Origin of the sequence: Taibaiella helva (assembly GCF_003545695.1) — a bacterium.
GTDB lineage: Bacteria > Bacteroidota > Bacteroidia > Chitinophagales > Chitinophagaceae > Taibaiella > Taibaiella helva.
Genome location: NZ_QUZZ01000003.1, coordinates 176,822 through 202,815, shown reverse-complemented (window position 1 = coordinate 202,815; position 25,994 = coordinate 176,822). Strand labels below are relative to the sequence as shown.

Genomic DNA, 25,994 nt, shown 5'->3' with positions numbered 1-25,994 from the left:
GGATCAATCACTAATCCGGTTTCTTGCCATCGAGGAACGTATTGATGGTACTGATGTTAGCCTGCTTACCCTCCTTGTCTGCATTGATCGAATAGCCTGACAGGAAGTTATCCGAAGAATTCACCGTATTGTCGAGGTTGGTCTGGCGACGCATGTAGGCTGGCACATTTTCCACTTCATTGGCATTCTCGCTGCCCTGTATATTGAAGCTCATGCGGCGCAGGCGGTCGGCACGCTCTTCCAATGCTTTTTTCTGCTCTTCAAAGCGGCGTTGTTCTTCGATCTCTTCCGAGGTCAGGTAGCGTTCGCCTCTCTTTACAGTCTCCTGAGGCGCAGGCTGTTCCTCATTTTTGATGATCAGCTCCAGCTCAGGTGCTTTGTATTCCTGGGGCTTTTGCTGCTCTTGCGGTGCTTTAGGCTCTTCCGCCTTGGGCAGCTCCAGGTTGAAGGTGGTTCTGTTCTCTGCTACCGGTATGGGTTCCGGAGCAGGGGCAGGCTGCTGATAATAAGCGGTTGGCGCTTCCACCAGTACCGGGGCCATAGGGTCAGCTTGCGGCTTAGGCAGTTCAGGCGCTTTGGCTTCTACCAGGGCTTCCGCTCCGGCCTGGCCCAGGGGCACAACGATTTTTTCCTGTACCGGTTGCTTCCGCTCAAGGATATCGACATTGATCTCGTGATGATGGAAACCGGTAGCGATAATGGTTACGGCAATGTTCTCGCCCAGGTTGGGATCGTGCCCCATACCGAGGATGATATCGCAGGTATTGCCCGCCTGCTGCTGTACATAGCCTTGTATGATCTCCAGCTCGTCCAGGGTATGCTCGTGGTCGCCAGATGCTGAAGTCACATTGAGCAGGATCCATTGTGCACCTTCGATCTCGCTGTCGTTCAGCAGGGGTGAGCTCAACGCTTCTTCTACCGCCTGGCGCGCACGACCTTCGCCGCTGGCCATGGCGCTACCGAGGATCGCCACACCACCGTTCTTCATTACCGTCTGCACGTCGTTGAAGTCGAGGTTTACTTTACCATCGACAGTGATCAGGTCGGTGATGCACTTGGCTGCCGTAGCCAGCACATTGTCCGCTTTGGAAAAAGCCTGGGTAAAGGGCAGGTTGCCGTACTGCTGACGCAGCTTATCATTGGAAATGATGAGGATGGTATCTACATGCTCCCGCATGGAGGCAATGCCATCCTGCGCCTGCTTCAGGCGTTTGCGGCCTTCATAGGCAAAGGGCGTGGTTACGATACCAACAGTAAGGATACCCAGCTCCCTGCAGACTTTGGCAATGATGGGCGCACCGCCCGTACCCGTACCACCGCCCATACCGGCGGTAATAAAGGCCATGCGTGTATTCACCTTCAGTATCTTGGATATTTCATCCACCGACTCTTCGCCGGCCTGCTTACCGATCTCGGGATTGGCGCCCGCGCCGAGCCCCTGCGTGAGGTGAGGCCCCAGCTGTATTTTATTGGGTACCGGGCTCTGGGCCAGAGCCTGTGAATCCGTATTGCAGACGATGAAATCCACACCGTCAATACCCAGGTTGTACATGTAATTTACTGCGTTGCCGCCGCCGCCGCCCACACCGATCACCTTGATGATCGATGATTGATTTTTCGGGATTTCAAAGTGTATCATATGCTACTGTTGTTTTAACGTTGTCTACACTCTATACAGAATGTTGATCGATGGGTTAGTAATTAATGGGGTTAGTAACTGGCTTGCTCATTTGCGCTTTATATAGACGGCTCAAACCTTCTTCTTTTAAGCCGGAACACCGTTGTTATTCCATCTTCTGATCTTCGGGCTCTTCGAAAAAGCTCATGAAGCCGTTCTTGATCTGGTTGAAGACTTTCTTGATCGTTTCAGAGCGCTTGTTGTTCCGCTCCTGCTTTTCTGCGCGCTGCTCGGGTGTTTCATAAGCAACGGCAGCCGGTTCTTCCACGTGCCTTCCCTCCTTAGGCAGCTCCATCTTGATAAAGATATCTTTGGACGGTGCTTCCTTCATGACGCTGATCTCCTTGTTGCTACTGTTGAAATTCAGCTTACCGGTTTCGAAATCGGAATAGCCGCGAAGGATCAGGCCGATACAGGTCGCATACATGGGATGATTCAGCGCTTCATGATGGCCGCCGGCCAGGTGCTCGTTGGGCTGGCCGATGCGCGCACCCAGACCTGTCTTGTATTCCGTCAGCTGGATCAGGTGATTGAGCTGGCTGCCGCCGCCGGTAAGGATGATACCACCGAACAGGCGCTTATCCAGGTTCACCTGCTTCAGGTGATACATCACATAATCGAGTATTTCTTCGGTACGGGCCTGGATGATATGGGCCAGGTTCTTCACCGATATTTCCTTGGGCGGCAAGCCACGCAGACCCGGGATGGTAATATAGGCATTGGTCTTCGCCTCATCAGCCAGCGCCATGCCGAACTGAACTTTCATCGCTTCGGCCTGCGCACGCAGCACGCCCAGCCCCTGGCGGATATCGTTGGTGATATTGGTACCGGCATAAGGGATCACTGCGGTATGCTGCAGAATGCCATCGTAGAACACAGCCATGTCGGTCGTACCGCCGCCGATATCGACAATGGCCACGCCCGCTTCCAGGTCTTCATTGTTCATTACCGCCGCCGCCGAAGCCAGGGGCTGCAGCACCAGGTCGTTTGTCTTGAGACCCGATTTATCCACACAACGCTTGATGTTGCGGATCGCATTGCGGTCCCCGGTAACGATATGAAAATTAGCGCCTACTTTGATACCGCTCATACCGATCGGGTCGAGGATATTGGGCGTATTGTCGATCATGAAATCCTGCGGGATGATATCGATGATCTGGTCTCCGGCAGGGATATAGGTCTTATACTGATCCTTGATCAGCATATCGATGTCTTCTTTGGTGATCTCGTCGTCAGTCATAGAACGTACCCGGTCTCCCCTGGTCTGGAGGCTCTTGATGTGCTGACCGGCAATACCGACGTACACTTCATTAATCTCGAGGTTAGGGTTGGACTGGATACACTTATCGATAGCCTGCTCGATAGAGCGGATGCACTGCTCGATATTCAGCACCACACCATGGCTTACGCCGGCTGAATCGGCCTTGCCGAAGCCCAGTATCTCCAGTTTTCCGAATTCATTTTTGCGACCGGCGATAGCAACTACCTTGGTGGTACCGATGTCGAGGCCGACGATGATGGGTTGTTCTTTTCTATTCATAACGATTACTTCTAAGAATTAACGATTACCGGAATGCTTACCTGGGTAAATATATTTCGGCGTTTGCGTTTGGGGGTTTTTATGATTGTCCTTTGTTTCCTTCTTTTTCTCTTTGGTTTTGGCCGCGGCCTGTAAAGCAGGTTTGGCCTTTGCCACCTGGCTTGCTTTTGCCGGACTTACCTTCGCCGATGCCGGCTTGCTTACCGTCCTGGGCTTCACTGTGGCCGCTACTGCAGGCTTGATCGCATGCGTTGTGGCAGCTGGTTTGACTGCATGCGCTGTGGCGGCCTGTGGCTTCACTTGGGTTGCGGCAGGTTTTACGGCATGTGTAACCGCCGCTGCAGGCACTGCAGCAATATCCGGCTTTACATCCGCTCCGGGTGCCGTGGTGGGCACATCCATCGCTACCGGTGTAGTATCTGTGACACGCGGCGGTATCCATCCCATCGAGGGACTGGCCACAACCTGCCCTTTGAAACGCGCGTCCAGCACGGTGTAGCGGTCCCAGCCGATCTTGTTGGATACATTCTTGTAGAAGGCCAGCAGGTTATCCAGCTTTTCCTGGAGCCTGGCGGTATCGCCCAACAGTATTCTCTGGTCGCCCATCAGGGGTATCAATACAAAAGTATGATCGGGCTGCACTTCGACCTGTGTTACCTGGGCCTGCCAGAAGCTGTCTCTACTGATCTCTTCGCTCAGCCTTGCTATTTTCTGCAGCAATGATTTGCCCGTGCTGTCCTGCTTTGCTACCGGCACATTGGTAAACACGGGTGCGGCATAGGCATAGCCCGCGCTCACCGGCATGGTATGCAATGTGCTGTCCATATAGTAGCTGGCTCCGTTCACATCGAAGATCCTGGCGACAGGGTCCCGCTGGGTGATGTTGACCTGCAGCACCTGCCGGCTGTCCACATAAATTTCAGCATTGGCTACCCATGGATTGGTACGGGCGATACGCTCCATTAATTCCAGGTCCAGCTGTGCAACGGAAGCCTGCGCCAGGTTGATATGCCTGTTGCCCAGCAGCAAGGCTTCGATATCCTTACGTTGCAGGAAGCTGTATTCTTTATCATCGTTCAGGTGCACTTCAAGTCCTTTGATCGCTTTGTTGCTCTGGCTGCGCGATGCGGCCACCAGCGCCACCATAAAGATGATCACGAGCAAGGTACCCACTGAGAAGCGGATCACTTTTTTGGTCGATATGTTTCTTTGTTCGCTCATGTGCTCTTTACCTGTCCTGCGCTTGCCCGATCCTTCCGAGGATCGCTTCTTTTATGGGTGTTACCAGCTTATCAATATCTCCTGCGCCGGCGGTGATCAGCAGCTCCAGCGGCGCTGTTGCGGCATATTGAACCAATCCTTCCTTCGACAGCACGGTATGATTGGGATTGCCCATCAACCGGCCGATGGTATCAATGCTCACTCCCGGCATCGGCTTTTCCCTGGCCGGGTAAATATCGAGCAGTATCACTTCGTCGGCCATATCGAGACTATGGGCAAAGCCTTCGGCGAAGTCCCGGGTGCGGCTGAACAGGTGCGGCTGGAAAGCCACCACACAACGTTTTCCCGGGAATAAAGTCTTAGCGCTCCGGATCAATGCTGCCAGCTCTTCGGGATGATGCGCATAGTCGTCGATATAAGTTACTTCTTTGTTCCTGATGATGTATTCAAAACGGCGCTTTACGCCTTTGAAGCCCGCCACTGCCTGCCGTATGAGCGTATCGTCGATCTCCAGCTGCTTCGCCACCGATACCGCCACGACACAGTTTTCCACGTTGTGCATGCCGCCGATATTGAGCCGCAGCTCTGGTAAGTACCAGCCGGGGCCATGCACATCAAAATCGTAGCCGCCGTCGTGGATGCGCACATTGGCTGCATATGCAGCAGCAGCGCTGTTCTGCAGGCTGTAGGTATACTTATGCGTGGCCTGCAGCTTGTCGCCATGCTTCAGGCCATGCTTGCTCCACAAAGTGCCTTCCGGCTTGATGTTCTTCGTGTATTGCACAAAAGCTTCTTCCAGCGCTTCGATATTACCATAGATGTCCAGGTGGTCGGCATCCATCGCGGTCAGCACGGCGATATCCGGCCACAGCTTCAGGAAGCTCCTGTCATATTCATCCGCTTCGATCACCGCTACATTCCGTTCATTGCCCCAGTAGTTCGTATCATAGTTCGTGGCGATCCCGCCCAGGAAGGCATTGCAGCCATAGCCTGTTTCTTTAAGCAGGTACGCGATCATAGTGCTGATCGTGGTCTTGCCATGCGTACCGGCCACGGTAATGGCAAACATGCTTTCGGTGATCCACTGCAGCACATCGGAACGTTTAAACACCGGGTAATTGTGCTGCCGGTACCAGCTGAGCTCTTTGTGCTCGGCAGGCACAGCGGGCGTATAAACCACCAGCTGCGCCTTCTGCTCCAACAAGTCGGTATTGTCCTCATAATGGATATCCATTCCTTCGGCCGCCAGCTTAAGGGTAAGCTTCGTCTCCGTACGGTCGTAGCCGCTCACCGTGGCGCCGCGTTCTTTGAAGAAGCGGGCCAGGGCGCTCATACCGATACCGCCGATGCCGATGAAGTAGATATTCTTTATGTTCGTAATGTTCATTACTGCTCTGTTAGTTATTGTTATTGTCCGCAGATCTCGATCACTTTACGGGCGATCCGTTCGTCTGCATCTTTAATGCCATGCTTCTGTATATTAGCAGCCATGATCTGCCGCATATTATCATCTCCGAGCAAGGTGTGCAATTTGCGTACCAGCTCTGTCCGGGTCTCATTATCTTTTACCATCATCGCCGCGTTGTGCTCTACCAGGGCAAGCGCATTGCTGGTCTGGTGATCCTCTGCAGCGAAAGGATAGGGCACAAAGATCACAGGCTTACCCGCGATACACAGCTCGGCGCTGGCCAGGGCACCCGCACGCGAGATCACGACATCGGCAGCGGCATAGGCATACTCCATATTCCTGATAAAGTCCTGCACGATCATACCTTTACCTAAAGGGGCAGTTACCTTTTTCGCTTCCTCTATAAAGAGCTTACCGGTTTGCCAGATGAGCTGCACGTTCCAGCCGGCGATTTCCTGTATATGCTGTGCAATGGCTTCATTGATGCTCCTGGCGCCCAGACTGCCGCCAACAATCAATATGGTTTCCCTGTCGGGGCTGAGGCCAAAAGCGGCCAGGCCTTCCTCTTTACTGATGTTGGACTGCGCAATGCTGGCCCTTACAGGATTCCCGGTGATAATGATCCTGTCTTTGGGGAAGAACCTTTCCATGCCTTCATAGGCAACACACACTGCCTTCGCTTTTTTGCCGAGCAGCTTATTGCTTTTACCGGCAAAAGAATTCTGCTCCTGGATCAGGGTCGGTATGCCCTGCGCCTGCGCTGCGTTCAGCATAGGGAAACTGGCAAAGCCGCCTACACCAACTACGGCATCGGGTGCAAAGTCCCGGATCACCTTATTGGCCTGCTGTCTGCTTTTCCAGAGCTTGAAGGGGAGGCTTATATTCTTCAGGAGATTGCTCCGGTTGAAGCCTGCAATGTCCAGGCCTATGATCGGGAAACCTTCCTGCGGTATTTTCTCCATTTCCATTTTACCCTTCGCCCCTACAAACAGCAGTTCCGTTCCCGGCCGCAACCTTTGTAATGCGTGGCCGATAGCCACCGCCGGGAAGATGTGCCCGCCTGTACCACCGCCTGCTATTACTACTTTCATGATATTTAATTCAAAAGGTAAAAGTCAAAAGTCAAAATTCTAAAGGTAATTGTCTGCGATAATCGTCTTTGCGCTGTGCGACCCCTTCGCACTTTTCAATCTTTACTTTTTAATTTTTAAGGGCCTCGCTTCCTTCCATTTCGTCGACGTACCGGCTTACGCTGAGTATGATCCCTATCGCTACGCTGTTGAACCATATGGATGATCCGCCCATGCTCACCAGCGGCAGGGTCAATCCGGTTACCGGTACTAGGTGCACATTCACCGCCATATTCATCAGCGCCTGGAACACCAGCGTAAAGCTGAGCCCTACGGCAAGGAATGCCCCGAAGGCATAGGGACATCGCCTGAAAATAAGGATACTGCGCCACAGGAAAAGCAGGTACACGCCGATCAATACGGTTGCGCCGATAATGCCGTATTCTTCTATAATGATGGCAAAGATGAAATCGGAATAAGGGTGAGGCAGGAAATCCCTGGCCCAGCTTTTTCCCGGTCCGCGGCCGGTAATACCGCCGCTGGCGATCGCAATCTTAGCTTGGGTGATCTGGTAATTGCTGTCGCCGTCCTTCTCATCAGTGCCTTTGCCCATGTAATTCTCGATACGCTTTTCCCAGGTAGCGCCGCGTCCTATGCCCAGGGCCTTGGACACCATGAACAACATGAGCACGCCAACAAGACCAACACCTGCCAGCAGCATGATATGCTTGATGTCTACCCTGCCAATGAAGAACAGGATACAGCAGGTCAATCCCAGCAGCAAGGCTGTAGACAAGTTGGCGGGGGCAATAAGGCCACAAATGATGAGCACTGGTATCAATACAGGTAAAAATCCTTTCTTAAAATCCTTGATCACCTTTTGCTTGACGCTGAGCTGTCGGGCCAGGAACATGAAAATAGCCAGGCGGGCCAGGTCAGAGGTCTGGAAGGTAAGATTGATCAAAGGCAGGCGTATCCAGCGCGATCCTTCGTTCAGCTTGGTACCGAAGAAGAGGGTATAGATCAGCAAGGGGATACAGATCAGGAAAAGCATCACCGAAAAGCGGGCGAACTTGGTATAGTTGATCCGGTGTACCACAAAGATGATACCCAGGCCGGCAACCAGCACGCCCAGCTGCTTCACCATGTAGAAGCCCGAGCTTTTATCCATGCGCCAGGCCAGCGATCCGGTTGCAGAGTATACGGCAAGCAGGCTCAGCAGCGATAGTACCAGTACTACCGACCATATGACCTTATCTCCCTTTATTCTTTGCAATACCTGTTGCATGTCAGATCTTAGCTATTAGACGTTAGATAATAGAGGAATGGAGCTATAGCTCTCTTACTGCTTGCTTGAATTGCGTTCCCCTGTCCTCATAATTTTTAAACAGATCAAAGCTGGCGCAGCCGGGCGACAGCAGCACGACATCCCCTTTCTCTGCCAGCGCATAAGCTGCTTTTACAGCATCCGCGGCGCTGGAGGTATCTACGATATTCTTGATCACGTTCTCAAATGCTTTATGGATCGGCGTATTGTCCACGCCCATGCAAACGATTGCTCTTACCTTTTCCTGTACCAGGTCCATGATCTCGTTGTAATCGTTGCCCTTGTCCTGCCCGCCCAGGATCAGCACCACCGGCTGCTTCATGCTTTCGAGGGCAAACCATACCGAGTTGAGGTTGGTCCCCTTGCTATCGTTGATAAAATCCACGCCTCTTATGGTCGCCACGAACTCCAGCCTGTGCTCCAGTCCTTCAAAAGTGGAAAAGCTCTCCCTGATCTTTTCTTTGCGGATACCCGCTGCCCTGGCTGAAATCCCGGCTGCCATTGAATTATATTGATTGTGCCGGCCTTTCAGGGCCAGGTCGTGTATAGATAGGTTCATGTCGTCACCCTGGTACTTCAGGTGTAAATCTTCATCTTTCATAAAAGCTCCGTCCTCCTGGGTTAGATTGTGTTCGCTCATCGTTATAGGTATTATTTTCGGTTTAATTGTATTTTGGTTCAAATAGGCTATAATCGCCGGATCGTCCGTATTAACGATCAGCAGGTCCTCAGGCTGCTGATTCATGGCGATTCTGAATTTAGAGGCCGCATATTTTTCAAACTGGTACTCGTAACGGTCCAGGTGATCCGGCGTAATGTTCAGCAGTATCCCGATCTCCGGCCTGAAAGTTTGAATATCGTCCAGCTGGAAGCTGCTGATCTCCATAACATACCATGCTGCGGGCTTCAGGGCTACCTGCCTGGCAAAGCTGATGCCGATATTGCCGACCATCGCTACATCCATGCCAGCATCACGCAACAGGTGGTACAGCAGGCTGGTCGTGGTACTCTTCCCGTTGCTGCCGGTAATGGCAATGATCTTTCCGTCCCCTTTGTACCAATAGCCGAACTCGATCTCGCTGATGATCTCTTTGCCCGCAGCTCTCAGGGCCTTGATCAGCGGCGCTTTTTCCGGTATGCCGGGGCTTTTGATAATAAGGTCGGCTGCCATGATCCGTTCCGTATCGTGCCCTCCTTCTTCAAATGCGATCCCTTCTGTCTCCAGCTCTTTCCGGTACCCCTCCTTTATCGTCCCATTGTCTGATACAAACACCGGGAGGCCTTTCCGTTTCGCCAGTATAGCTGCGCCATTGCCGCTTTCTCCTGCGCCCAGCACTACGATACTGTTATACATCCTTTGCATCTGCTCTTTTTATTGCGTTTTCAACGACACTACGCAAAGGACCACCAGTATGATGCCAATAATCCAGAACCGGGTCACGATCTTGCTCTCATGATAGCCGAGCTTCTGGTAGTGGTGGTGCAGCGGCGACATCTTGAAGATGCGTCGTCCTTCGCCGTATTTCTTCTTGGTATATTTAAAATAGCTGACCTGTATCATCACCGAAAGATTCTCCACGATGAAGATGCCGCATATGATGGGGATCAGCAGCTCCTTGCGCACAATGATCGCCAGCGAGGCAATGATCCCGCCCAATGCCAGGCTACCGGTATCGCCCATGAATACCTGCGCGGGGTAGGAGTTGTACCATAGAAAGCCGATACATGCCCCCACAAAGGCGCCGACGAAAATCGACAGCTCGCCCAGGTTGGGAATGTGCATGATGTTCAGGTAGCCGGCAAAAACATAGTTGCCCGACACATAGGCAAATATTCCGAAGGCCATGCCGGCGATGGCCGAAGTACCTGTTGCCAGGCCGTCGATACCGTCGGTTATATTGACCCCGTTGGAGATCGCGGTAATGATCAGGATCACAAACAGGATATAGATCGTCGGCGTCAGCCAGCCTACTGCCTTTTCGCCGAAGATGGAAGCGATCTTGGCATAGCTGAGCTCGTGGTTCTTGGAAAAAGGCACGGTAGTAACAGCAGCCTGCACCTGTACATAGGTATGGAGATTGCCCTGCTCGTCGAGGCGTGTATAGGGCTCACCAGCAATCGTCTCCGATTTGTTGTACAGGATGGGCTGGTCAGGGCGGATCTCGCGCGTGGTCACCACATGCTGGTTATAATACATAGTAAAGCCGATAATGATGCCCAGCCCCACCTGGCCTAATATCTTGAAGCGGCCGGCAAGGCCTTCCTTATTCTTTTTAAATACTTTGATATAGTCGTCCAGGAAACCAATGAGGCCCAGCCATACGGTCGAGAGCACCATCATCAGGATATAGACATTACCCACCCTGGCGAAAAGCAACGTCGGCAGCAGGATACCGGCAATAATGATAAGCCCGCCCATAGTAGGGGTACCGCGCTTGGTTTCTTCTCCCTGCAGGCCAAGGTCGCGGATGGTCTCGCCGATCTGCTTGTGCTGCAGGTAACGGATCAGCCGCTTACCGAATATCAGGGTGATCACCAGCGACAGCACCACAGCCATACCTGCACGAAAGGTGATGTATTGAAATAATCCGGCGCCGGATAATCCAAACTCATCTCTTAAGTATTTGAATAAATAGTACAGCATGTAAACTTCTGTTTATAAAAATTTGTTTTTCGCTCGTGTTTTATTTTTCCAGTAGGGCAAACATCTCCTGCAGCACTTCCTTATCGTCGAAATGATGTCGTACGCCTTTCACTTCCTGGTAGGTTTCGTGTCCTTTGCCGGCCACCAGGATCACATCGTCTTCATGCGCCAGGGAACACGCCGTTTTAATAGCCTCGCGGCGGTCGGTGATGCGCAGGGTCTTTTTCTTTTGGCCGAAGCTAAGCCCGCTCTCCATATCGTTCAGTATCGCTTCCGGATCTTCGCTCCGCGGATTGTCGGAAGTAAGGATCACTTTATCGCTGTGCTCGCAGGCTACTTCGGCCATTACGGGGCGCTTGGTCTTATCCCTGTCGCCGCCGCAGCCCACCACCGTGATCAGCTGGCGCTGGCCGCCGAATTGCTTTATAGTCGCCAGCACGTTCAGCAAGGCATCGGGCGTATGGGCATAATCGATGATGCCCAGGATTCTTTCGTTAACTGAACGATAAGTCTCAAAGCGGCCGGGCGCTCCTTTCATATTGCTCAGCAGCGCCAGCACTTCCATCTTATCTTCTCCGATCAGTTCGGCAGCGCCGTATACGGCCAGCAGGTTATAGGCATTGAACAGGCCGCTCAGCCGGAAATGCACGTCCGTTTTGTTGATGTTCATCTGCAGCCCGTCCAGCTCGTTCTCCAGCACCTTGCCTTTAAAGTCAGCGGGAATGCGCAGCGAATAGGTTTTGCGTTCTGCTTTCGTATTCTGCAGCATCACCATGCCCCGCTTGTCATCGGCATTGGTCAGCGCAAAAGCTTGCTTGTCCAGCCCGTCGAAGAAAAGTTTCTTTACCCGGATGTATTCGTCAAAAGTGGCGTGATAATCCAGGTGATCGTGCGTGATGTTGGTAAAGATGCCACCATCGAAACGGATACCGGCAATACGATGCTGGTGTATGGCATGAGAGCTTACCTCCATAAACACGTGGCTGCAGCCCGCATCGGCCATCTTCCGGAACAGGGCCTGCAGGCTTATGGGGTCGGGCGTGGTATGGGTGGCCGGCACCACTTTGGCGCCTATATGATTCTCTACGGTCGATATGAGCCCGCAGGTATGACCCAGAGCCGAGAACAGCTTGTACAGCAGCGTGGCTACGGTTGTTTTACCGTTGGTGCCGGTAACGCCTACAACCTTCATACCGGCCGAGGGCTCGTCATAGAAGGCAGCAGCCACCAGACCCACTATTGCGGCGGTATCGGCGACCTGTACATAAGTTACCCCGGGCGACTGTGTCGGCGGTAAAGTTTGGCAGAGCACAGCCACTGCTCCGGCGGCTACGACCTGATCTATATATTGATGCCCATCGGTCAAGGTTCCCTTTTGGGCAAAGAACAAAGTGCCTTTGCCTGCTTTACGGGAGTCCAATGTGAGGGACAGGACCTGCACGTCGCTGTTGCCGGCGATCTGCAGAACCTTTATTCCTTTCACTATTTCCTTAAGGCTTTTCATTGCTGTCTTTCTTTGTCTGTGTTCTTTTATCCTAACTGTATATGAATCTTCTGCCCTTTCACAATACGATTGCCTGCGGGCAGCGATTGCGATACTACCTTGCCGTTGCCGCTGGTGCTCACCTGGAGGCCGGAGCTTTCGAGCAGGAACAAGGCGTCGCGCAGTCCCATGCCGCTGACATCGGGCACGATCTCTTTTACGGTTGCCGTTTTACGGAGACTGTACCTGCCGCTGGAATCCGGCTGCAGGTTTACGATCCCGTTCCAGCCGGTTACTGCCGGCGCCGCAAAGCCCAATGCCGCCATTGCAGTGTTGAGGTGATCGCCGGTGCTCTTTTTCGCCACCAGCTTCATTTGCTTTGCCAGCGAATCGGCCTGTGCCTTCCAGCCACCGATATGACTGGCGTAAAGCTTATCGGCGATAGTCTTGAAGACCGGTGCGCCCACTACCGCGCCATAGTAAGCGCCATGAGGTGTAGACCGTACGACAACGGTGATCGTGTATTGCGGATTCTCATAGGGAAAGTAACCGACAAACGAGCCCTGCCTTACGCCATCGGTATAAGTGATCCCTTTATCCGCCACCTGGGCAGTGCCGGTTTTACCGGCCGCTGTATAGTAAGGCGACTTAATGCCTTTCGCTGTCCCTTCTTCCACCACCGCGCGCATAGCCTGCTGCATCTGCCTGATGGTTGAAGGCTTACCTATGCTTTCCACCAGTACCGTAGGCTTGAATTCCTGCACTGGCAGGCCATATTCCTGTATCGCGCTTACCAGGTAAGGCTTCATCATTTTACCATTGTTGGCTACGGCATTGTACACCATACAGGTGTGCAGCGGCGTAATGAGGCTTTCATAACCATAACCGATCCAGGGCAGGGAGGTTACTTTATTCCAGCTCCTGCTCTTTGTCGTTTTGATGGTAGGGCCACGTTCGCCGGCCAGGTCAATACCAGTACGTTTGTTCAGCTGCAGGTGCTGCAAATGCCCGATGTATTTCATCGGATCATTGTGGTAGTACTGGTTCACCAGCTTGGCAAAGGCGACGTTTGACGACAGGGCAAAAGCCTTCTTGATGCTGATCACGCCCAGGCCGTGGTGATCGTCGACCACACGCTGGTTGCCAAAGACGGCTACACCACCCTGGGCATTTACATTGTCGTTGATCGTTACATAACCATCTTCCAGCAAGGAATACAGGGACATCAGCTTGAAGGTCGAGCCCGGCTCGGTAGGGATCATGGCATAATTGAAATCTTCCCAATAGCTACCGTCAGCCTGCCGCCCCAGGTTGGCCAATGCCCTTATCTTGCCGGTCTTCACCTCCATCACGATAGCGGTGCCGTACTGGCAGTTATTTTTGGTGAGCACATCCAGCAAAGCATGCTCTGCCGCATCCTGTATATTAATATCGATCGTCGTTACAATATCGCGGCCGTTAACAGGGTCTACTTCCGAGCCTTCGATCGGCATCCAGGTACCGCCGGTTACTTTACGAATGATACGCGTACCTTCTTTACCACAGAGCACGGAGTCGTACCGCTTTTCCAATCCTATATTATCAGCATTCTCACGCCACAGTCCGATGGTACGATAAGCCAACATCCCGTAGGGATTGACCCGCTTAGAACGCGGCTCAGCAATAAAGCCGCCTTTATTCTTCCCTTTGCTGAACAGGGGAAAATTGCGTACCGCCTGGTACTGGTAATAGGGTGCATTCTTTTTGATCAGCCAATAGCGTTCCTGGTTCTGGAATGCGCCTTTCAGCTGCCGCTTGTAATTGTCTGCCGAGTTTTCACCAAACAGCTTCGCCATACATTGCGACAAGGTATCGAGATAAAACTTAAAGGTATCCTTATTGATGGCCTTAAAATCGACACGAAGATCAAACTGTGGTATGGTGGAAGAAAGTAGCGTACCATCTTCACTATAGATATTACCCCGCTCGGGAAGCAGGGTCTCTTTCTTGGTATGCGCCTTCTCCGCTTGTGCGCGCAGCGTTTTCCCTTCGCTTACCTGGATCATCATGGCCTTGACAATGATAGCCACAGCCAAAAGCACGATCCCGGTAAAGGAAAGGTACACTCTGAATCGTATGTCGCGTTTTACATCCATCACTTATACTGCGCTGCTGCTTAATCTTCTTTTTCTTTTACCGGCACCTTTACCTTGATCTCGAAAGCCGGTTTGTCGAGAGGCTTCAGTCCTATGGCAGCTGCTTTAGGGATCAGCTGCGTTTCGGAAGTCTGGTACATCAGTCTCGACTGAATGTCCATATAGCGCCAGCGTAATTCTTTCAGCTCTTTGGATTTGCTGTTGATGCTGCGCGTGAGCGAGATCGCTCTGTTGTTATTGGTGATATACAGGATGCACAGCAAGGTCAGGAACATCAGGTAGGGCATATTACGCACGATGCCCTGGTAAGAGATACGCTCGACAATATCCTTCCAGCTGGCCCACTTCGCTCCCGGTGCGTTTTTGGACGCTTGCTGTTCCGGCGCCGGCGCCTGCACGGCTATTGCAGGCGTTTCCTCCTGCACTGCAGCTATCGGGGCTTCCGCTTCGGTTATGCTATTTAATCTGTTGCTGCTCACGCCTGGTTCTAAATTCTTGTTAAGTACGCTACTGGTTACTGATATGTTATAAGCGTTCTGCTACTCTTAGTCTTGCGCTGCGGGACCGGTTGTTGACGCTCAGCTCTTCCTCCGAAGGCACGATATCTTTCAGCACCTTGAAAGGGCGTTCCGTAAGGTTGCGGCCAAAAGGATCGGTCTGCTGCGGGCTCAATGTTCCCTGCTTGATGAACTGCTTCACCATCCGGTCTTCCAGCGAATGGAAGGTGATCACCGCCAATCTTCCGCCGGGCTTCAGGCAACGCGGCGTTTGCTCGAGGAAATCGCCCAGCACACCCAACTCATCGTTCACTTCTATGCGCAGGGCCTGGAACACCTGTGCCAGGTAGCGGTTCGGGTTTCCTTTGATGCAATCTGCGATCAGGTCCTTGAAGCCGGCGATCGTATGCACCGCCATTTTCTTACGGCCTTCCACGATGGTTTTCGCCAGGGTGCGTGCATTCCGCACTTCACCGTATTGCTCCAGCAGCTTATGCAACCTTTCTTCCGGGTAATCCCGGATAAGGTCGGCCGCAGTAAAGTCGTTCCGCTCATCCATCCGCATATCCAGCGGCGCATCGAAACGGATAGAGAAGCCCCGCTCTGCAGTATCAAATTGAAAAGAGCTTACACCCAGATCCACCAGTATGCCATTGACCTGAGGCACGCCATGCAATTGCAAAAACCGGCGCAGGTAACGGAAATTCTCTTTGACCAACAGTATCCTCGGATCATCGGGCAGGTTTTTCCAGGCATCCTTGTCATGATCGAAAACGATCAGCCTGCCTTTCTTACCCAGCCGCTTCAGTATCTCCCTGCTGTGTCCGCCCCCGCCAAAAGTGCCATCCACGTATACACCCGCTTCCTGTATGTTAAGGGCATCCACCGCTTCATGCAGCAATACAGAAGTATGATAATGCGAAGACTCAGTCATGGTACGATTTGTCGGCTAAGAAAGATCTGATTGGTGGTGTACGGACGGTTTACTGGAACGGATCCATGAAGCTATTTCCAAATACACTGTTGGCCAGCTCCGTAAGGTTGGCGCTTTGTTGCCTGATGTGCTCGTAATAGGTATCTTTATCCCAAATTTCCACTTTGTTGTCTACCGCCAGAAATACCAGGTCCTTTTTGAGCCCGGCAAAGTCCTGCAAAGGCTTCGGGATCAGCAAACGACCTGCCGCATCCAGCTCTACCCGGTTGGCGCCGCCCAGCAATACTCTTTTGAGGGCGCTGGCCTGGCTGTTGAACTCGTTGAGCTTGGCAAGCTTGGCAGCGAATTGTTCCCAGCTTTTTTCAGGGTACAGGGTAACGATATTGTTCAAACCCCTGCTGATAATGAAGCAGGTATCCTCCCCTTCCGGCAATTGCTTGCGGAAGCCGGCAGGTACCAGAACGCGACCTTTCGCGTCCATCGATACTTCATATTCTCCTAAAAGGCTTGTCATTACAGGCTTTGATCCAATTCAACCACAAAATAACACAATTTCCCACAATTTACCACTTGGATTTATTGAAGATTTTTTCCACATATTAAAATGACGGAAAAGCAAGCCTGCATTACCTTTGCGTAAATAGAGCTGTTTTTTTGCTAAATAATTGTGGATAAACATATTTTCAATGTGCAAAACCCAAAAGAAACTGTGCTTAACCGCTTTGACAAAGTGAATAGTCAGCGAGAAATTTGTGTATTTTTTTTCAAAATGATACAGACATGAAGCGATCCGACATCCATAACCGCACCGATATTGAGCTTTTGGTCAATAAATTTTACACTCATGTGCGTGCAGACGAGCTGATCGGCCCCATATTCCAGGAAGCCATTGGCGATCAATGGCCAAAACACCTTGCCAAAATGTACACTTTCTGGGAAACAGTGCTGCTGGACCAGCATACGTATTCCGGTGCGCCATTTATGCCCCATGCCCGGCTGCCAATCGGGACACAGCATTTCGATCGCTGGCTGCAGCTATTCGATCTCACGCTGGATACCTATTTTGACGGGCCGGTAGCCGACGATGCCAGGGCCCGCGCCGCTAAGATGGCAGTTATGTTCCAGGCCAAGCTCCAATATCTTAAAGATCACGGTTCTTTCAGGCCCATATTCTGATGTCCTGTTCGGAAGATTTGTCCCTGGAAGTAGCGAATTGGAAATATAATTTGTTAAAAAACAAAAGTTTATGCACATAAACAAGCATACGTAATTCCTGTTATTTTCAAATAGAAAACTCTTTTTTTTGAATTAATAAAAAAATAAAAGCTTGTATTTAACTTTTTCTTTTATTTTGCGGCCATAATATATTCTTTGGTCACATGAAACATTTTCTTCTACGCTCTTTTTTATTCCCGGCCCTGCTGATTTTTACATCTCTTCCGGAAATCCGGGCACAATGGTTTGGCCTTCCCGGTGTGCTGCAGCGTTATGAGCTGGGCTATTCTTATTCTATTGCTACAGCGACCTACAAGAGGACCGAGACCAGCAATAATGGCCTGGACACCTCTTTTTCACAGAATGTCACTTCCAAGAACGGATTTGGTGGCATGATCGGTACCGCTATTCCCCTGAAGCGTCTGAGCGACCGGTGCATGCTGGCGCTGGGCCTCGGTTATACTTACAATATGTATACCTGGGACTACAATACGCCTTCCTTCAACGGCCTCATCACCGATGAAAACGGGAAAAAGATCTACGATTTCAGCCACAGTATTTATTTCTCGGGAGTATCGATGCAGATGGGCCTGCCTCTCAGCGCCGACTTTAAATTCGGCAACGATGCTTTCCTGAACAAGAATGTACGCTGGGGCACCACGCTGGGTATAGGCGTGCTGCCTACCGCCGCTATGACAGCAGATTTTGACAATGCTGGCTTTGGTTTCGGCGCGGCGCCTTTTGCCAAAGCCGAGCTGAGCTTCTTTGCCGGCATCTGCTTTAAGCTTCGCGCGCAATATGCTTATGGCTATATCCCCTTCTACGATGGCAAAAACACCATTGCCGGCTGGGGCGGTTACAATACGAAAAGTACCCTTATCGGTAAGCAGCAGGTTACCTTCTCGCTGATCCTAATGCCCTTCTCCTGGGCCTGGAATGAGCGGGGCTGGTGGAATTCCTACTAATTGGGGAGCACGATCATTTCCGGTAAAGGCCATAAATTTGATGCGGCAGCACAGGTTTATGGCCTTTGGTGCATGAAAGCCATACCCTTTACCCTATGAAAAAATTCCTGATCAAAACAGCCCGGCGGCTGGGCTACCTGGTGGCCGGCCTGGTGCTGTTCCTCCTGCTGTATGCCGGCGGCGCCTGGCTCTGCTCCCGCATCGCCGTCAATGCCGATGCCCGCACAAAAGGCCCGGATGAGCTTTCCATCTATATCCGTACCAATGGTGTCCATACCGATATTGTAACGCCGGTACACAACGAAATTATGGACTGGCGGCCGCTGGCCCGGTTTGAAGATACCGAATCAAAGGACACTACCTTTACTTATGCTTCTTTCGGCTGGGGCGACAAAGGCTTTTTCCTGCAGACCCCGCAATGGTCCGATCTCAAGTTCAGCGTAGCTTTTAAAGCGGCATTTCACCTCAGCTCATCGGCCATGCATGTTACCTTTTACCATCAGATGCATACAGGAGCGCAATGCCACGAGATCCGTATCAGCAAAGCTGAATACCGGAAACTGGTACGGTTCATTAAGGCCAGCTTCGATTACGACAGCCTGGGCCATGCGATCAATATCGTTACTCATAACGACGGCTATGGTACCGACGATGCTTTCTACGAGGCCGCCGGCGCCTACGACCTGTTCCATACCTGCAATACCTGGGCCAATAATGCGCTGAAGGCCTGCGACCAAAAGGCCTGCCTGTGGACACTGCTGGATAAAGGGATCTTTTACCAGTACCGGTAGTGCGGGTTGGTATAATATGTGTTAATGCGTAGAACCGCTGCGGGCAATGGTTCTGCACATTAATATCTGGCAGAATACAGACGTTGCATTGCAACCATAATAGAGCCTGGACATGTGGAGACATTGCATACCAGGTCAGTATAATAGGCATGTATGTTGTAGAGACGTTACATGCAACGTCTCTACCCAAACAAAGGATTAAAACAATAAGATCAGGAATAATAAGGCGCGATCATCCAGTAGACCAGCACACCGGTAATGGCAATGTAGAACCACAAAGGCCAGGTATAACGGGCCAGCTTCTTGTGGCGGCTGTATTCCCCGGTGAGTGCGCGATAGGCCGTAAACAGGATGAACGGCAGGATCACCGCGGCCAGGATGATGTGGGTAATGAGGATAAAATAGTAGAAATAGCGAATGCCGCCGACGGCAGCCTTCTCTGCTTCGGTGAGGACATTATCGTGATTGATGTCGCCGAATTTGCTGTCGCCGGCAAACAGGTGATGCCCGATATAAAAAACAAGAAACAGGACAGACAGCACGATGGCTACCATCATGATGTTCTTATGCAGCACGTATTGCTTCTGCTTTACGGCCACCAGCCCTGCAATCAGCAGTATCGCCACGGCCGAATTAATAAGGGAATTGATAAGGGCAAAAATATGCACATTGAAGTCGAAAGGAAACCTGGGCGGCGGTATACGGCTAAGCGAGGCCACCACCAGGAAGATCACCAGCGAGACGATCGCGATAATCAAGTTGGCTCTTTTATCATTCTTCTTCAGTACAGGATTGGGTATCATTGATATGTATTGATTCGTGGAAAATCCGGATTGATGATCAGCGATGGTGCTTCCTTTTTTCTACATTCAGGATATAAATATCGTCGGCGATCTTCTTGGTCTGCGCCTTATCCAGCCCGTCGAAATAGCCTCTTATATTCCTTGCTGTATCGATCAGGATCATTTTTTGCGAGTGGACAAAATCGCCCGGCACATCAGCATTTTCAAGCAGCAGCCCCAGCTCATTCTTGGCATAGTCAAAGATGCTGTCCTTATTCCCGGTCAGGAACCACCAGCGGTCATGATCGGCATCATAGCGGTTGGCATATGCTCTCAGGGCCTTTACCGAATCCCTGTCCGGATCAACCGAGATCGAAATGAACTGAACCATTTCGGGATTCTTCTTGATATAGGCCTTCTGCAGTTCCTTCATATTGGCGCTCAGACGGGGACATACAGAAGGACAGGTGGTGAAAATGAAATCGATCACCAGCACTTTTCCTTTCAGGTCTTTGTTCAGACTTACCTTTTGCCCGAGCTGGTTGGTAAGCGTAATGTCTTTTACCTGGTGAAAGAGGGTATCTCTTACCGTCTTTCCTTTCTCCATACGGCTGATGATCTGCTCGGGACGGTAATAAGGAGGGATGTTCAGCTTGGCGCTGGGCGTCACAAAAAAAAACAATAGCGGCACAGCTGCCGCTATTGATATTGCTAAAATGTACTTGATGATTTTAGTCAAACGCATGTTACTGTTTCTTAAGCTCGGCTACAGGTTATGAACACAGATAGGGCTTCACCAGGCAGTCATTACCATTTCTGCACCTGTTCGGTCCGGGTATGTGCCTGCGTATTGTTCATACGCAGCCAGAAATCACCGTCTGCCAGGAAAGCAATAATGAACCAGACAAACAGTGTCAATGGGATGATGATCGCCATGACAAAGTTCTTTTTCTCATCTCCAAGGTGCATGAATACCCTAACGATCAAAGCCGCTTTTACTACAGTAAGCCCGAGGAAGTAAAAGGCCAGGAATACTTTGGGGAATGCACCGGAATGGTGCGCCCAAAGACCCACTGCAACTTCAGCAATGGTAATGATCGTCAGCCAGAGGGTAATCTTCCAGATACGCTTTACCTGGCCTTTGCTTTCTGTAGAATTGATATCGTGATGATGGCTCAGTACTCCGGAATATAATTTGGACTGATCGCCTTCGTAAAGTTCCTGTACGTTGTCGCTATGATGATGTGCAGACATGATATAGATGCTTTAAATATTATTTTGAAAGGATGAGGGCTCGCTTGCGGTACCTTAACGGTTACAGCAGGTAGAAGCAGGTAAACACGAATACCCATACCAGGTCTACAAAGTGCCAGTAAAGACCAACCTTCTCGATCATTTCGTAGTGACCGCGGCGCTCGTAGGTACCGTTAACAGTATTCACCAGAATCATCACATTCAGCAGCACACCGGAGAGTACGTGCATACCGTGGAAACCGGTAATGGTAAAGAAGAAATTGAAGAAGCTTGTGGTTGCATTTACACCGTCCTGGATGCTCATGCCTGCAAATACCTTCGGGTTGTAGAAATGTTCCAGGCTGGCTTTGGGTGTAGTGGCCGGATCTACAAAACTACCCCACCAGGCGCCTTCGCCATGGAGATGCACCCATTCCCAGCACTGGCAGCTTAAGAACGCAATACCACCGATAATGGTGAACAGCAGCCATTTGATAACGGCCTTCTTATCTTTATAGTGACCGGCGTGCACAGCCAGCACCATGGTCACCGAGCTCAGGATCAGGATAAAGGTCATCAAGCTCACAAACATCAGCGGGAGGTTCTTGTCGCCAAGACCGGGAAATGACTTGAATACATGGTTGGAATCGGGCCACACATTGCTGAAGAAACGCTTGGTACCGTAGCTGATCAGCAGGGCACCGAAAGTAAGCGCATCCGACAGCAGGAAGAACCACATCATTATTTTACCATAACTCAGGTTGAAAGGGGAATGACCGCCATCCCACTTTTTGATCTCCGCTGTAGTTGTAGTCGCTTGTGTCATAAAACGGTAAAAATTTTTTAATAGCTCAAAAGACGCTGCAAGTTAGTGTATGTTGTTTATTATTAAAAGCAACGGCAGAATATTTTTTCAAAACAGCTATGTTCCGGCCGCGCTGCTACCGGGATACAGGCAATTAACGGTTCAGGATAAAAAAGATGAACAGGTAGATCCAGAGCACGTCTACAAAATGCCAGTAGGTGCTGGCGATCTCCAGTCCTGTGCTGCTGTACGTCTTCACCTTACGGCTGTAGGTGCGCAGCCAGAGGATCAGCAGCGCCACTACACCGCCGAGTATATGCAGCGCATGTACCAGCACGATAACGATCAGGTATTGAAAAGAAACATTATTGTTCCATTTCATCTGATAATACAGATCCTTGAATCCGAAATATTGCAATACGGTAAAGGCAATGCCCAATAAGAAGGTGAGTGTGACCAGGCTGCGGTGCAGCGGCATGCGACGCTGGCGAAAGGTCCGCAGGGCCATATGCAGCGTAAGACTGCTGATAAGGATCACGGCGGTAGAAATATAGAACTCGACCGGCAGCTTGAAAGCTTCCCAGTTACCCTGTGAGCGGCGCACAATATAACCACTGGTCAAACCACCGAACATCATGATGATGCTGCCGATAGCAATCCACATGGCAAACTTCTTCGGGTGTATCTTTCTTCTTTGTGTACTCTTTTCAACCGTCATCATATGCAAATGTGCTCTTGGATATCCTGTCTACAGCTTGTCGATAAGCAGCGCCAGCAATACGGTAGGTAAATAAATAAAGGAGGCGTACATCAGCCTTTTAGCCGAAGTACGGTCGTTCCGGAGATAAAAAATAAAGGAGGCAAAGGTGTACAGCAGACCGCAGGCGATGGCAACCCACATGCCGGCGCTGCCGCTGAGGCCCAGCTGATGGGGCAGCATAGCCAGGGGAATAAGGGTAAGGCTGTAGAAAATACACTGCAGACCGGTGAAGGAGGTTTTTCCTTCTCGGGAAGGCAGCATGCGGATACCGGCTTTGAGGTAATCTTCGTAGCCGACCCAGGCGATGGCCCAAAAATGCGGAAACTGCCAGAAGAACTGGATAAGGAAAAGAGACCAGCCGCCGATCCCAAGGGAACCCGTGGCGGCCACCCAGCCGATCAGCGGCGGCAGCGCCCCGGGGATCGCACCGACGAAAGTAGCAATGGGATGGATCTTCTTCATCGGCGTATAGGCAAAGCCGTACAGCAGCAGGGAAAGCAGGCTGAGCAGGGCCGAGGCCAGGTTGAAGCAATAAGCCAGCAAACCGACGCCGGCGGCGGCCGACAGGATGCAAAGTATCCATGCTTCGGTAGTACCCATGCGTTCATCGGGCAGGGGTCGCAGCATGGTGCGCTTCATCAGGCGGTCGCTGTAGCGTTCCAGTATCTGGTTGATGATATTGGCGCCATTGGTCACCAGCATACCCCCCAGGAACAGCAGCAATACATTCTTCCAGATCAGCTCTACTCCGGGGACCATCAGGTAGCCTACCACACTTGAGAATACTACCATGAAGCTCAGGTTGGGCTTCATCAGCTGCGCATAATCGCGGATCTTGGCGACGGCAAAGGAGTATTCTTTTACTTTTAACGGCTCTTCCCGAAGCATGAAAATGAATTAAAAAGGATAAGGTGGAAAGATGAATCGGTGTGCAAAGGTAAAAGTTTTACCGTTTTTTTATACAGAAATTTAAAACGTTTCTACCAGACGCTGCTCACTTCCTGGCTTCCGGTTGGTTGTTACCTCAACTTTTCCCGGGAAGAAAACACGTTATTAACCTGCTCCGCAGATGATAAAAACCGCTTTAAAAGTCCTGGTCAAAAGCGTGCAGCAATCAACCTTCGGCCGCATATACGGGTAAAGAATATATACCGGGCAATACAGGAAGCCGGCTCTGTAAAGGACATCAGAGTGAACAAGCAGGACCTTTCTATGGTGTCACCTCAATCGGGGGAACACGCACACCAGTAAGCCTTTTATGATTTGATCATATAAAAAGGCGGGAGAAAATCTCCCGCCCGATTGCAGTTTAGGCTTAGTTCCGCTATGGCCAACGTTCATTATAACACCTACACCGCAAAACTTTCTCCGCATGCGCACGTACGGCTGGCATTTGGATTGATAAAATGAAAGCCTTTACCATTCAGGCCCGCTGTGAATTCTAACGTAGTATCACAAAGATACAAAAAACTTTTGATATCCGTGACCAATTTTATGCCTTTATCTTCAAAAATCTGGTCACCCTTCTGAGGCTCGTTGTCAAAGTCCAGCTTATAGGAAAGACCGGAGCAGCCGCCACCTACTACACTGATACGCAGGAAATAATCCGCCCCAAGATGCTCTTCCTCGTGTATTTGCAACACACGTTCCTTCGCTTTATCAGTAATGTATATCATAAAGGTATAATTTATTCTTATGCTTTTTCTTTATTGCACAAGCCTAAACTATTCGTTTGAGGCAAAGTTAAATTTTATTTAAAAATCCACAAAACAAATATATGCTTATGCTTTTTCCCGTTTTACAGCCTCGGCAATCCAGGCAATAGCCTGGTCCGTTTCGGCTTCTGTGGTGAATTTTCCCAGGCTGAGCCGTATTGAGCCTTTAATCCGCTCCTCGCCTAAGGCCATGGCCTCCAGCACATGCGAAGGCTCCCTGCTGGCCGAAGTACAGGCCGACCCCACAGAGAAAGCGATCCGGCTGTTAAGCGCAGCGATCAGCCGCTCCGCTTTTATCCCGGCAAACGACAGATTCGTCACATGCCCCATACGCCGTTCGGGATTACCATTCACCATGGCCCCCTCCAGCCGGAGCAAAGATCGTTCCAAATGATCCCGCATCCCGCGTAGCCGCTTCTCTTCGGTGTCCATGCTTTCCATAGCCAGCGCTGCCGCTTTGCCCAGCCCTACGATACCCGGCACATTCAGAGTACCGCTCCGGAATCCGCGTTCATGCCCTCCGCCATCCATCTGCGCCAGCAGGCGCACCCTCGGATCGCGTCGCCGTACATACAGTGCACCCACACCCTTGGGGCCATAAAATTTATGCGCGCTCAGCGCCAGGATATCTACCTGGTCCCGGTTCACGTCCAGCGGTAACTTACCTGCGGCTTGTGTTGCATCGGTAAAGAAGAGCACGCCATGCTGTTTGGCCAGGCGACCGATCTCCGCTATGGGCTGCAGCACACCGGTTTCATTATTGGCGTACATTACCGCAATCAGGAACGTATCCGGTCTTATCGCAGCAGCCAGAGCCTCCATATCTACCAGTCCCTGGTTATCCACAGCGAGGTAAGTGACCTCGGCGCCACGGCGCTGCAGCTGCCTGCAAGTATCCAGCACCGCTTTATGCTCCGTAGCGACCGCAATGATATGACGGCCTTTCGTCCCATACATTTCATAAGTGCCTTTCAGCGCCAGGTTACAGCCTTCGGTAGCGCCCGATGTAAACACGATCTCCTGCGGTTCGGCTTGCAACAGCAATGCCAATTGTTTTCTCGCCTGTTCTACGCCTTCATCGGCAATCCAGCCATAGGCATGTGTTTTGCTGGCAGCATTGCCAAACTTCCCGCTGAAGTAGGGAAGCATTGCTTCTACTACAGCAGGATCGCAGGGTGTTGTTGCATTATAATCGAAATAGATCATCAGGTATTTTCAGCAGCGTCAAAGATCTTGCAAAAAACTTCGGGGACCAAACCCTTTTACCAGGTGGTCAACCCCGCAAAATTAGCCTGAAAGTTTTACTTTCGCCCCTTTAGAAGTATCTCCTGTATTGATTTTCCCATTTATAAAAACTATTGTAAAATATGATCAGAGTAGAGCATATTGGTATAGCGGTAAAAGACCTGGCAGCTTCAGTGCCTTTATTTGAAAAGCTGCTGAACACCAGCTGCTATAAAACGGAGCAGGTGGAGACTGAAGGCGTCAATACCGCGTTCTTTCAACACGGGGAAACCAAGCTGGAGCTGCTGGAAGCGACTAAGGAAAACAGCCCTATTGCCACCTTTATTGCCAAAAAAGGCGAAGGCATGCACCATATCGCTTTTGAGGTAGCCGATATCGGGTCCGAAATGAAACGCCTTGCCGGCGAAGGCTTTACCCTGCTGAACGAGCAACCCAAACCCGGCGCCGACAACAAGCTCGTCTGCTTCCTGCATCCCAAAGGCACTAATGGCGTGCTGATTGAGCTCTGCCAGGAACGGAAATAGATTTGGTAAAGCTTTCCTACTT

25 protein-coding genes are annotated in these 25,994 nt (G+C 51.1%); 4 read left to right on the top strand and 21 right to left on the bottom strand.

Annotation, left to right across the window (positions count from 1 at the left end):
- Positions 1-10: 10 nt before the first annotated feature.
- The 13 genes from ftsZ to mraZ form a co-directional block, all read right to left on the bottom strand.
- Positions 11-1,639 carry a cell division protein FtsZ gene (ftsZ, locus tag DZC79_RS06210; RefSeq protein ID WP_118950692.1) on the bottom strand — a complete coding sequence of 543 codons (1,629 nt, stop codon included), beginning with the start codon at positions 1,637-1,639 and terminating at the stop codon, positions 11-13.
- Positions 1,640-1,784: 145 nt separating this feature from the next.
- Entirely contained in the window at positions 1,785-3,218 is a 1,434-nt protein-coding gene (gene ftsA, locus DZC79_RS06205) for a cell division protein FtsA (RefSeq protein WP_118950691.1), read from the bottom strand.
- Between the two features lie 18 nt (positions 3,219-3,236).
- The gene (locus DZC79_RS06200; protein ID WP_118950690.1) at positions 3,237-4,439 is read right to left on the bottom strand and encodes a cell division protein FtsQ/DivIB; all 1,203 of its coding nucleotides are present in this window, start codon (positions 4,437-4,439) and stop codon (positions 3,237-3,239) included.
- Between the two features lie 7 nt (positions 4,440-4,446).
- Positions 4,447-5,826, bottom strand: coding sequence for a UDP-N-acetylmuramate--L-alanine ligase (gene murC, locus DZC79_RS06195; RefSeq protein WP_118950689.1), 1,380 nt, complete (start codon positions 5,824-5,826; stop codon positions 4,447-4,449).
- Positions 5,827-5,846: 20 nt separating this feature from the next.
- Positions 5,847-6,938 carry an undecaprenyldiphospho-muramoylpentapeptide beta-N-acetylglucosaminyltransferase gene (murG, locus tag DZC79_RS06190; RefSeq protein ID WP_118950688.1) on the bottom strand — a complete coding sequence of 364 codons (1,092 nt, stop codon included), beginning with the start codon at positions 6,936-6,938 and terminating at the stop codon, positions 5,847-5,849.
- 109 nt (positions 6,939-7,047) lie between these two features.
- Positions 7,048-8,205 (bottom strand): FtsW/RodA/SpoVE family cell cycle protein, encoded by a 1,158-nt coding sequence (locus DZC79_RS06185; RefSeq protein WP_118950687.1) that lies wholly within the window; start codon positions 8,203-8,205, stop codon positions 7,048-7,050.
- Between the two features lie 43 nt (positions 8,206-8,248).
- Complete coding sequence (murD, locus tag DZC79_RS06180) at positions 8,249-9,607, bottom strand: UDP-N-acetylmuramoyl-L-alanine--D-glutamate ligase (protein WP_232831768.1); 1,359 nt, start codon at positions 9,605-9,607, stop codon at positions 8,249-8,251.
- Between the two features lie 9 nt (positions 9,608-9,616).
- Positions 9,617-10,888 (bottom strand): phospho-N-acetylmuramoyl-pentapeptide-transferase, encoded by a 1,272-nt coding sequence (mraY, locus tag DZC79_RS06175; protein WP_118950686.1) that lies wholly within the window; start codon positions 10,886-10,888, stop codon positions 9,617-9,619.
- A gap of 40 nt (positions 10,889-10,928) precedes the next feature.
- Complete coding sequence (locus tag DZC79_RS06170; RefSeq protein WP_118950685.1) at positions 10,929-12,392, bottom strand: UDP-N-acetylmuramoyl-L-alanyl-D-glutamate--2,6-diaminopimelate ligase; 1,464 nt, start codon at positions 12,390-12,392, stop codon at positions 10,929-10,931.
- Between the two features lie 26 nt (positions 12,393-12,418).
- Positions 12,419-14,506 carry a penicillin-binding protein gene (locus tag DZC79_RS06165; RefSeq protein WP_118950684.1) on the bottom strand — a complete coding sequence of 696 codons (2,088 nt, stop codon included), beginning with the start codon at positions 14,504-14,506 and terminating at the stop codon, positions 12,419-12,421.
- A 20-nt stretch (positions 14,507-14,526) separates the two neighbouring features.
- On the bottom strand, positions 14,527-14,985 hold the full coding sequence (locus DZC79_RS06160) for an FtsL-like putative cell division protein (RefSeq protein WP_118950683.1): 459 nt from the start codon (positions 14,983-14,985) through the stop codon (positions 14,527-14,529).
- Between the two features lie 46 nt (positions 14,986-15,031).
- Positions 15,032-15,937, bottom strand: a complete 906-nt coding sequence (rsmH, locus tag DZC79_RS06155) for a 16S rRNA (cytosine(1402)-N(4))-methyltransferase RsmH (RefSeq protein ID WP_118950682.1) — start codon at positions 15,935-15,937, stop codon at positions 15,032-15,034.
- A 49-nt stretch (positions 15,938-15,986) separates the two neighbouring features.
- Entirely contained in the window at positions 15,987-16,451 is a 465-nt protein-coding gene (gene mraZ, locus DZC79_RS06150; RefSeq protein ID WP_118950681.1) for a division/cell wall cluster transcriptional repressor MraZ, read from the bottom strand.
- 266 nt (positions 16,452-16,717) lie between these two features.
- Here mraZ and DZC79_RS06145 point away from each other — a divergent pair, with 266 nt between their 5' ends.
- The 3 genes from DZC79_RS06145 (at position 16,718) to DZC79_RS06135 (ending at position 18,908) form a co-directional block, all read left to right on the top strand.
- Positions 16,718-17,113 (top strand): group III truncated hemoglobin, encoded by a 396-nt coding sequence (locus DZC79_RS06145; RefSeq protein WP_118950680.1) that lies wholly within the window; start codon positions 16,718-16,720, stop codon positions 17,111-17,113.
- Between the two features lie 203 nt (positions 17,114-17,316).
- Positions 17,317-18,117 (top strand): hypothetical protein, encoded by an 801-nt coding sequence (locus DZC79_RS06140; RefSeq protein ID WP_118950679.1) that lies wholly within the window; start codon positions 17,317-17,319, stop codon positions 18,115-18,117.
- A gap of 95 nt (positions 18,118-18,212) precedes the next feature.
- The gene (locus DZC79_RS06135) at positions 18,213-18,908 is read left to right on the top strand and encodes a TIGR02117 family protein (protein WP_118950678.1); all 696 of its coding nucleotides are present in this window, start codon (positions 18,213-18,215) and stop codon (positions 18,906-18,908) included.
- Positions 18,909-19,120: 212 nt separating this feature from the next.
- On the opposite strand, the gene DZC79_RS06130 is transcribed toward DZC79_RS06135, so the two are convergent.
- The 8 genes from DZC79_RS06130 to DZC79_RS06095 all read right to left on the bottom strand — a co-directional run bounded on the left by DZC79_RS06130 (position 19,121) and on the right by DZC79_RS06095 (position 25,409).
- Positions 19,121-19,711 (bottom strand): DUF420 domain-containing protein, encoded by a 591-nt coding sequence (locus tag DZC79_RS06130; protein ID WP_118950677.1) that lies wholly within the window; start codon positions 19,709-19,711, stop codon positions 19,121-19,123.
- Between the two features lie 37 nt (positions 19,712-19,748).
- Positions 19,749-20,381 (bottom strand): SCO family protein, encoded by a 633-nt coding sequence (locus DZC79_RS06125; protein WP_198666803.1) that lies wholly within the window; start codon positions 20,379-20,381, stop codon positions 19,749-19,751.
- Positions 20,382-20,497: 116 nt separating this feature from the next.
- On the bottom strand, positions 20,498-20,944 hold the full coding sequence (locus tag DZC79_RS06120) for a cytochrome C oxidase subunit IV family protein (protein ID WP_118950675.1): 447 nt from the start codon (positions 20,942-20,944) through the stop codon (positions 20,498-20,500).
- A 61-nt stretch (positions 20,945-21,005) separates the two neighbouring features.
- Positions 21,006-21,749 (bottom strand): cytochrome c oxidase subunit 3, encoded by a 744-nt coding sequence (locus DZC79_RS06115; RefSeq protein ID WP_118950674.1) that lies wholly within the window; start codon positions 21,747-21,749, stop codon positions 21,006-21,008.
- A gap of 133 nt (positions 21,750-21,882) precedes the next feature.
- Positions 21,883-22,449 carry a cytochrome c oxidase subunit 3 gene (locus DZC79_RS06110; protein ID WP_118950673.1) on the bottom strand — a complete coding sequence of 189 codons (567 nt, stop codon included), beginning with the start codon at positions 22,447-22,449 and terminating at the stop codon, positions 21,883-21,885.
- A gap of 27 nt (positions 22,450-22,476) precedes the next feature.
- Positions 22,477-23,376 (bottom strand): heme o synthase, encoded by a 900-nt coding sequence (gene cyoE / locus DZC79_RS06105; protein WP_118950672.1) that lies wholly within the window; start codon positions 23,374-23,376, stop codon positions 22,477-22,479.
- A 461-nt stretch (positions 23,377-23,837) separates the two neighbouring features.
- Positions 23,838-24,164 carry a HesB/IscA family protein gene (locus DZC79_RS06100; RefSeq protein WP_118950671.1) on the bottom strand — a complete coding sequence of 109 codons (327 nt, stop codon included), beginning with the start codon at positions 24,162-24,164 and terminating at the stop codon, positions 23,838-23,840.
- A gap of 105 nt (positions 24,165-24,269) precedes the next feature.
- The gene (locus DZC79_RS06095; RefSeq protein WP_118950670.1) at positions 24,270-25,409 is read right to left on the bottom strand and encodes a cysteine desulfurase family protein; all 1,140 of its coding nucleotides are present in this window, start codon (positions 25,407-25,409) and stop codon (positions 24,270-24,272) included.
- 161 nt (positions 25,410-25,570) lie between these two features.
- Here DZC79_RS06095 and mce point away from each other — a divergent pair, with 161 nt between their 5' ends.
- Positions 25,571-25,972 carry a methylmalonyl-CoA epimerase gene (mce, locus tag DZC79_RS06090; protein ID WP_118950669.1) on the top strand — a complete coding sequence of 134 codons (402 nt, stop codon included), beginning with the start codon at positions 25,571-25,573 and terminating at the stop codon, positions 25,970-25,972.
- The last annotated feature ends 22 nt before the right edge of the window (positions 25,973-25,994 follow it).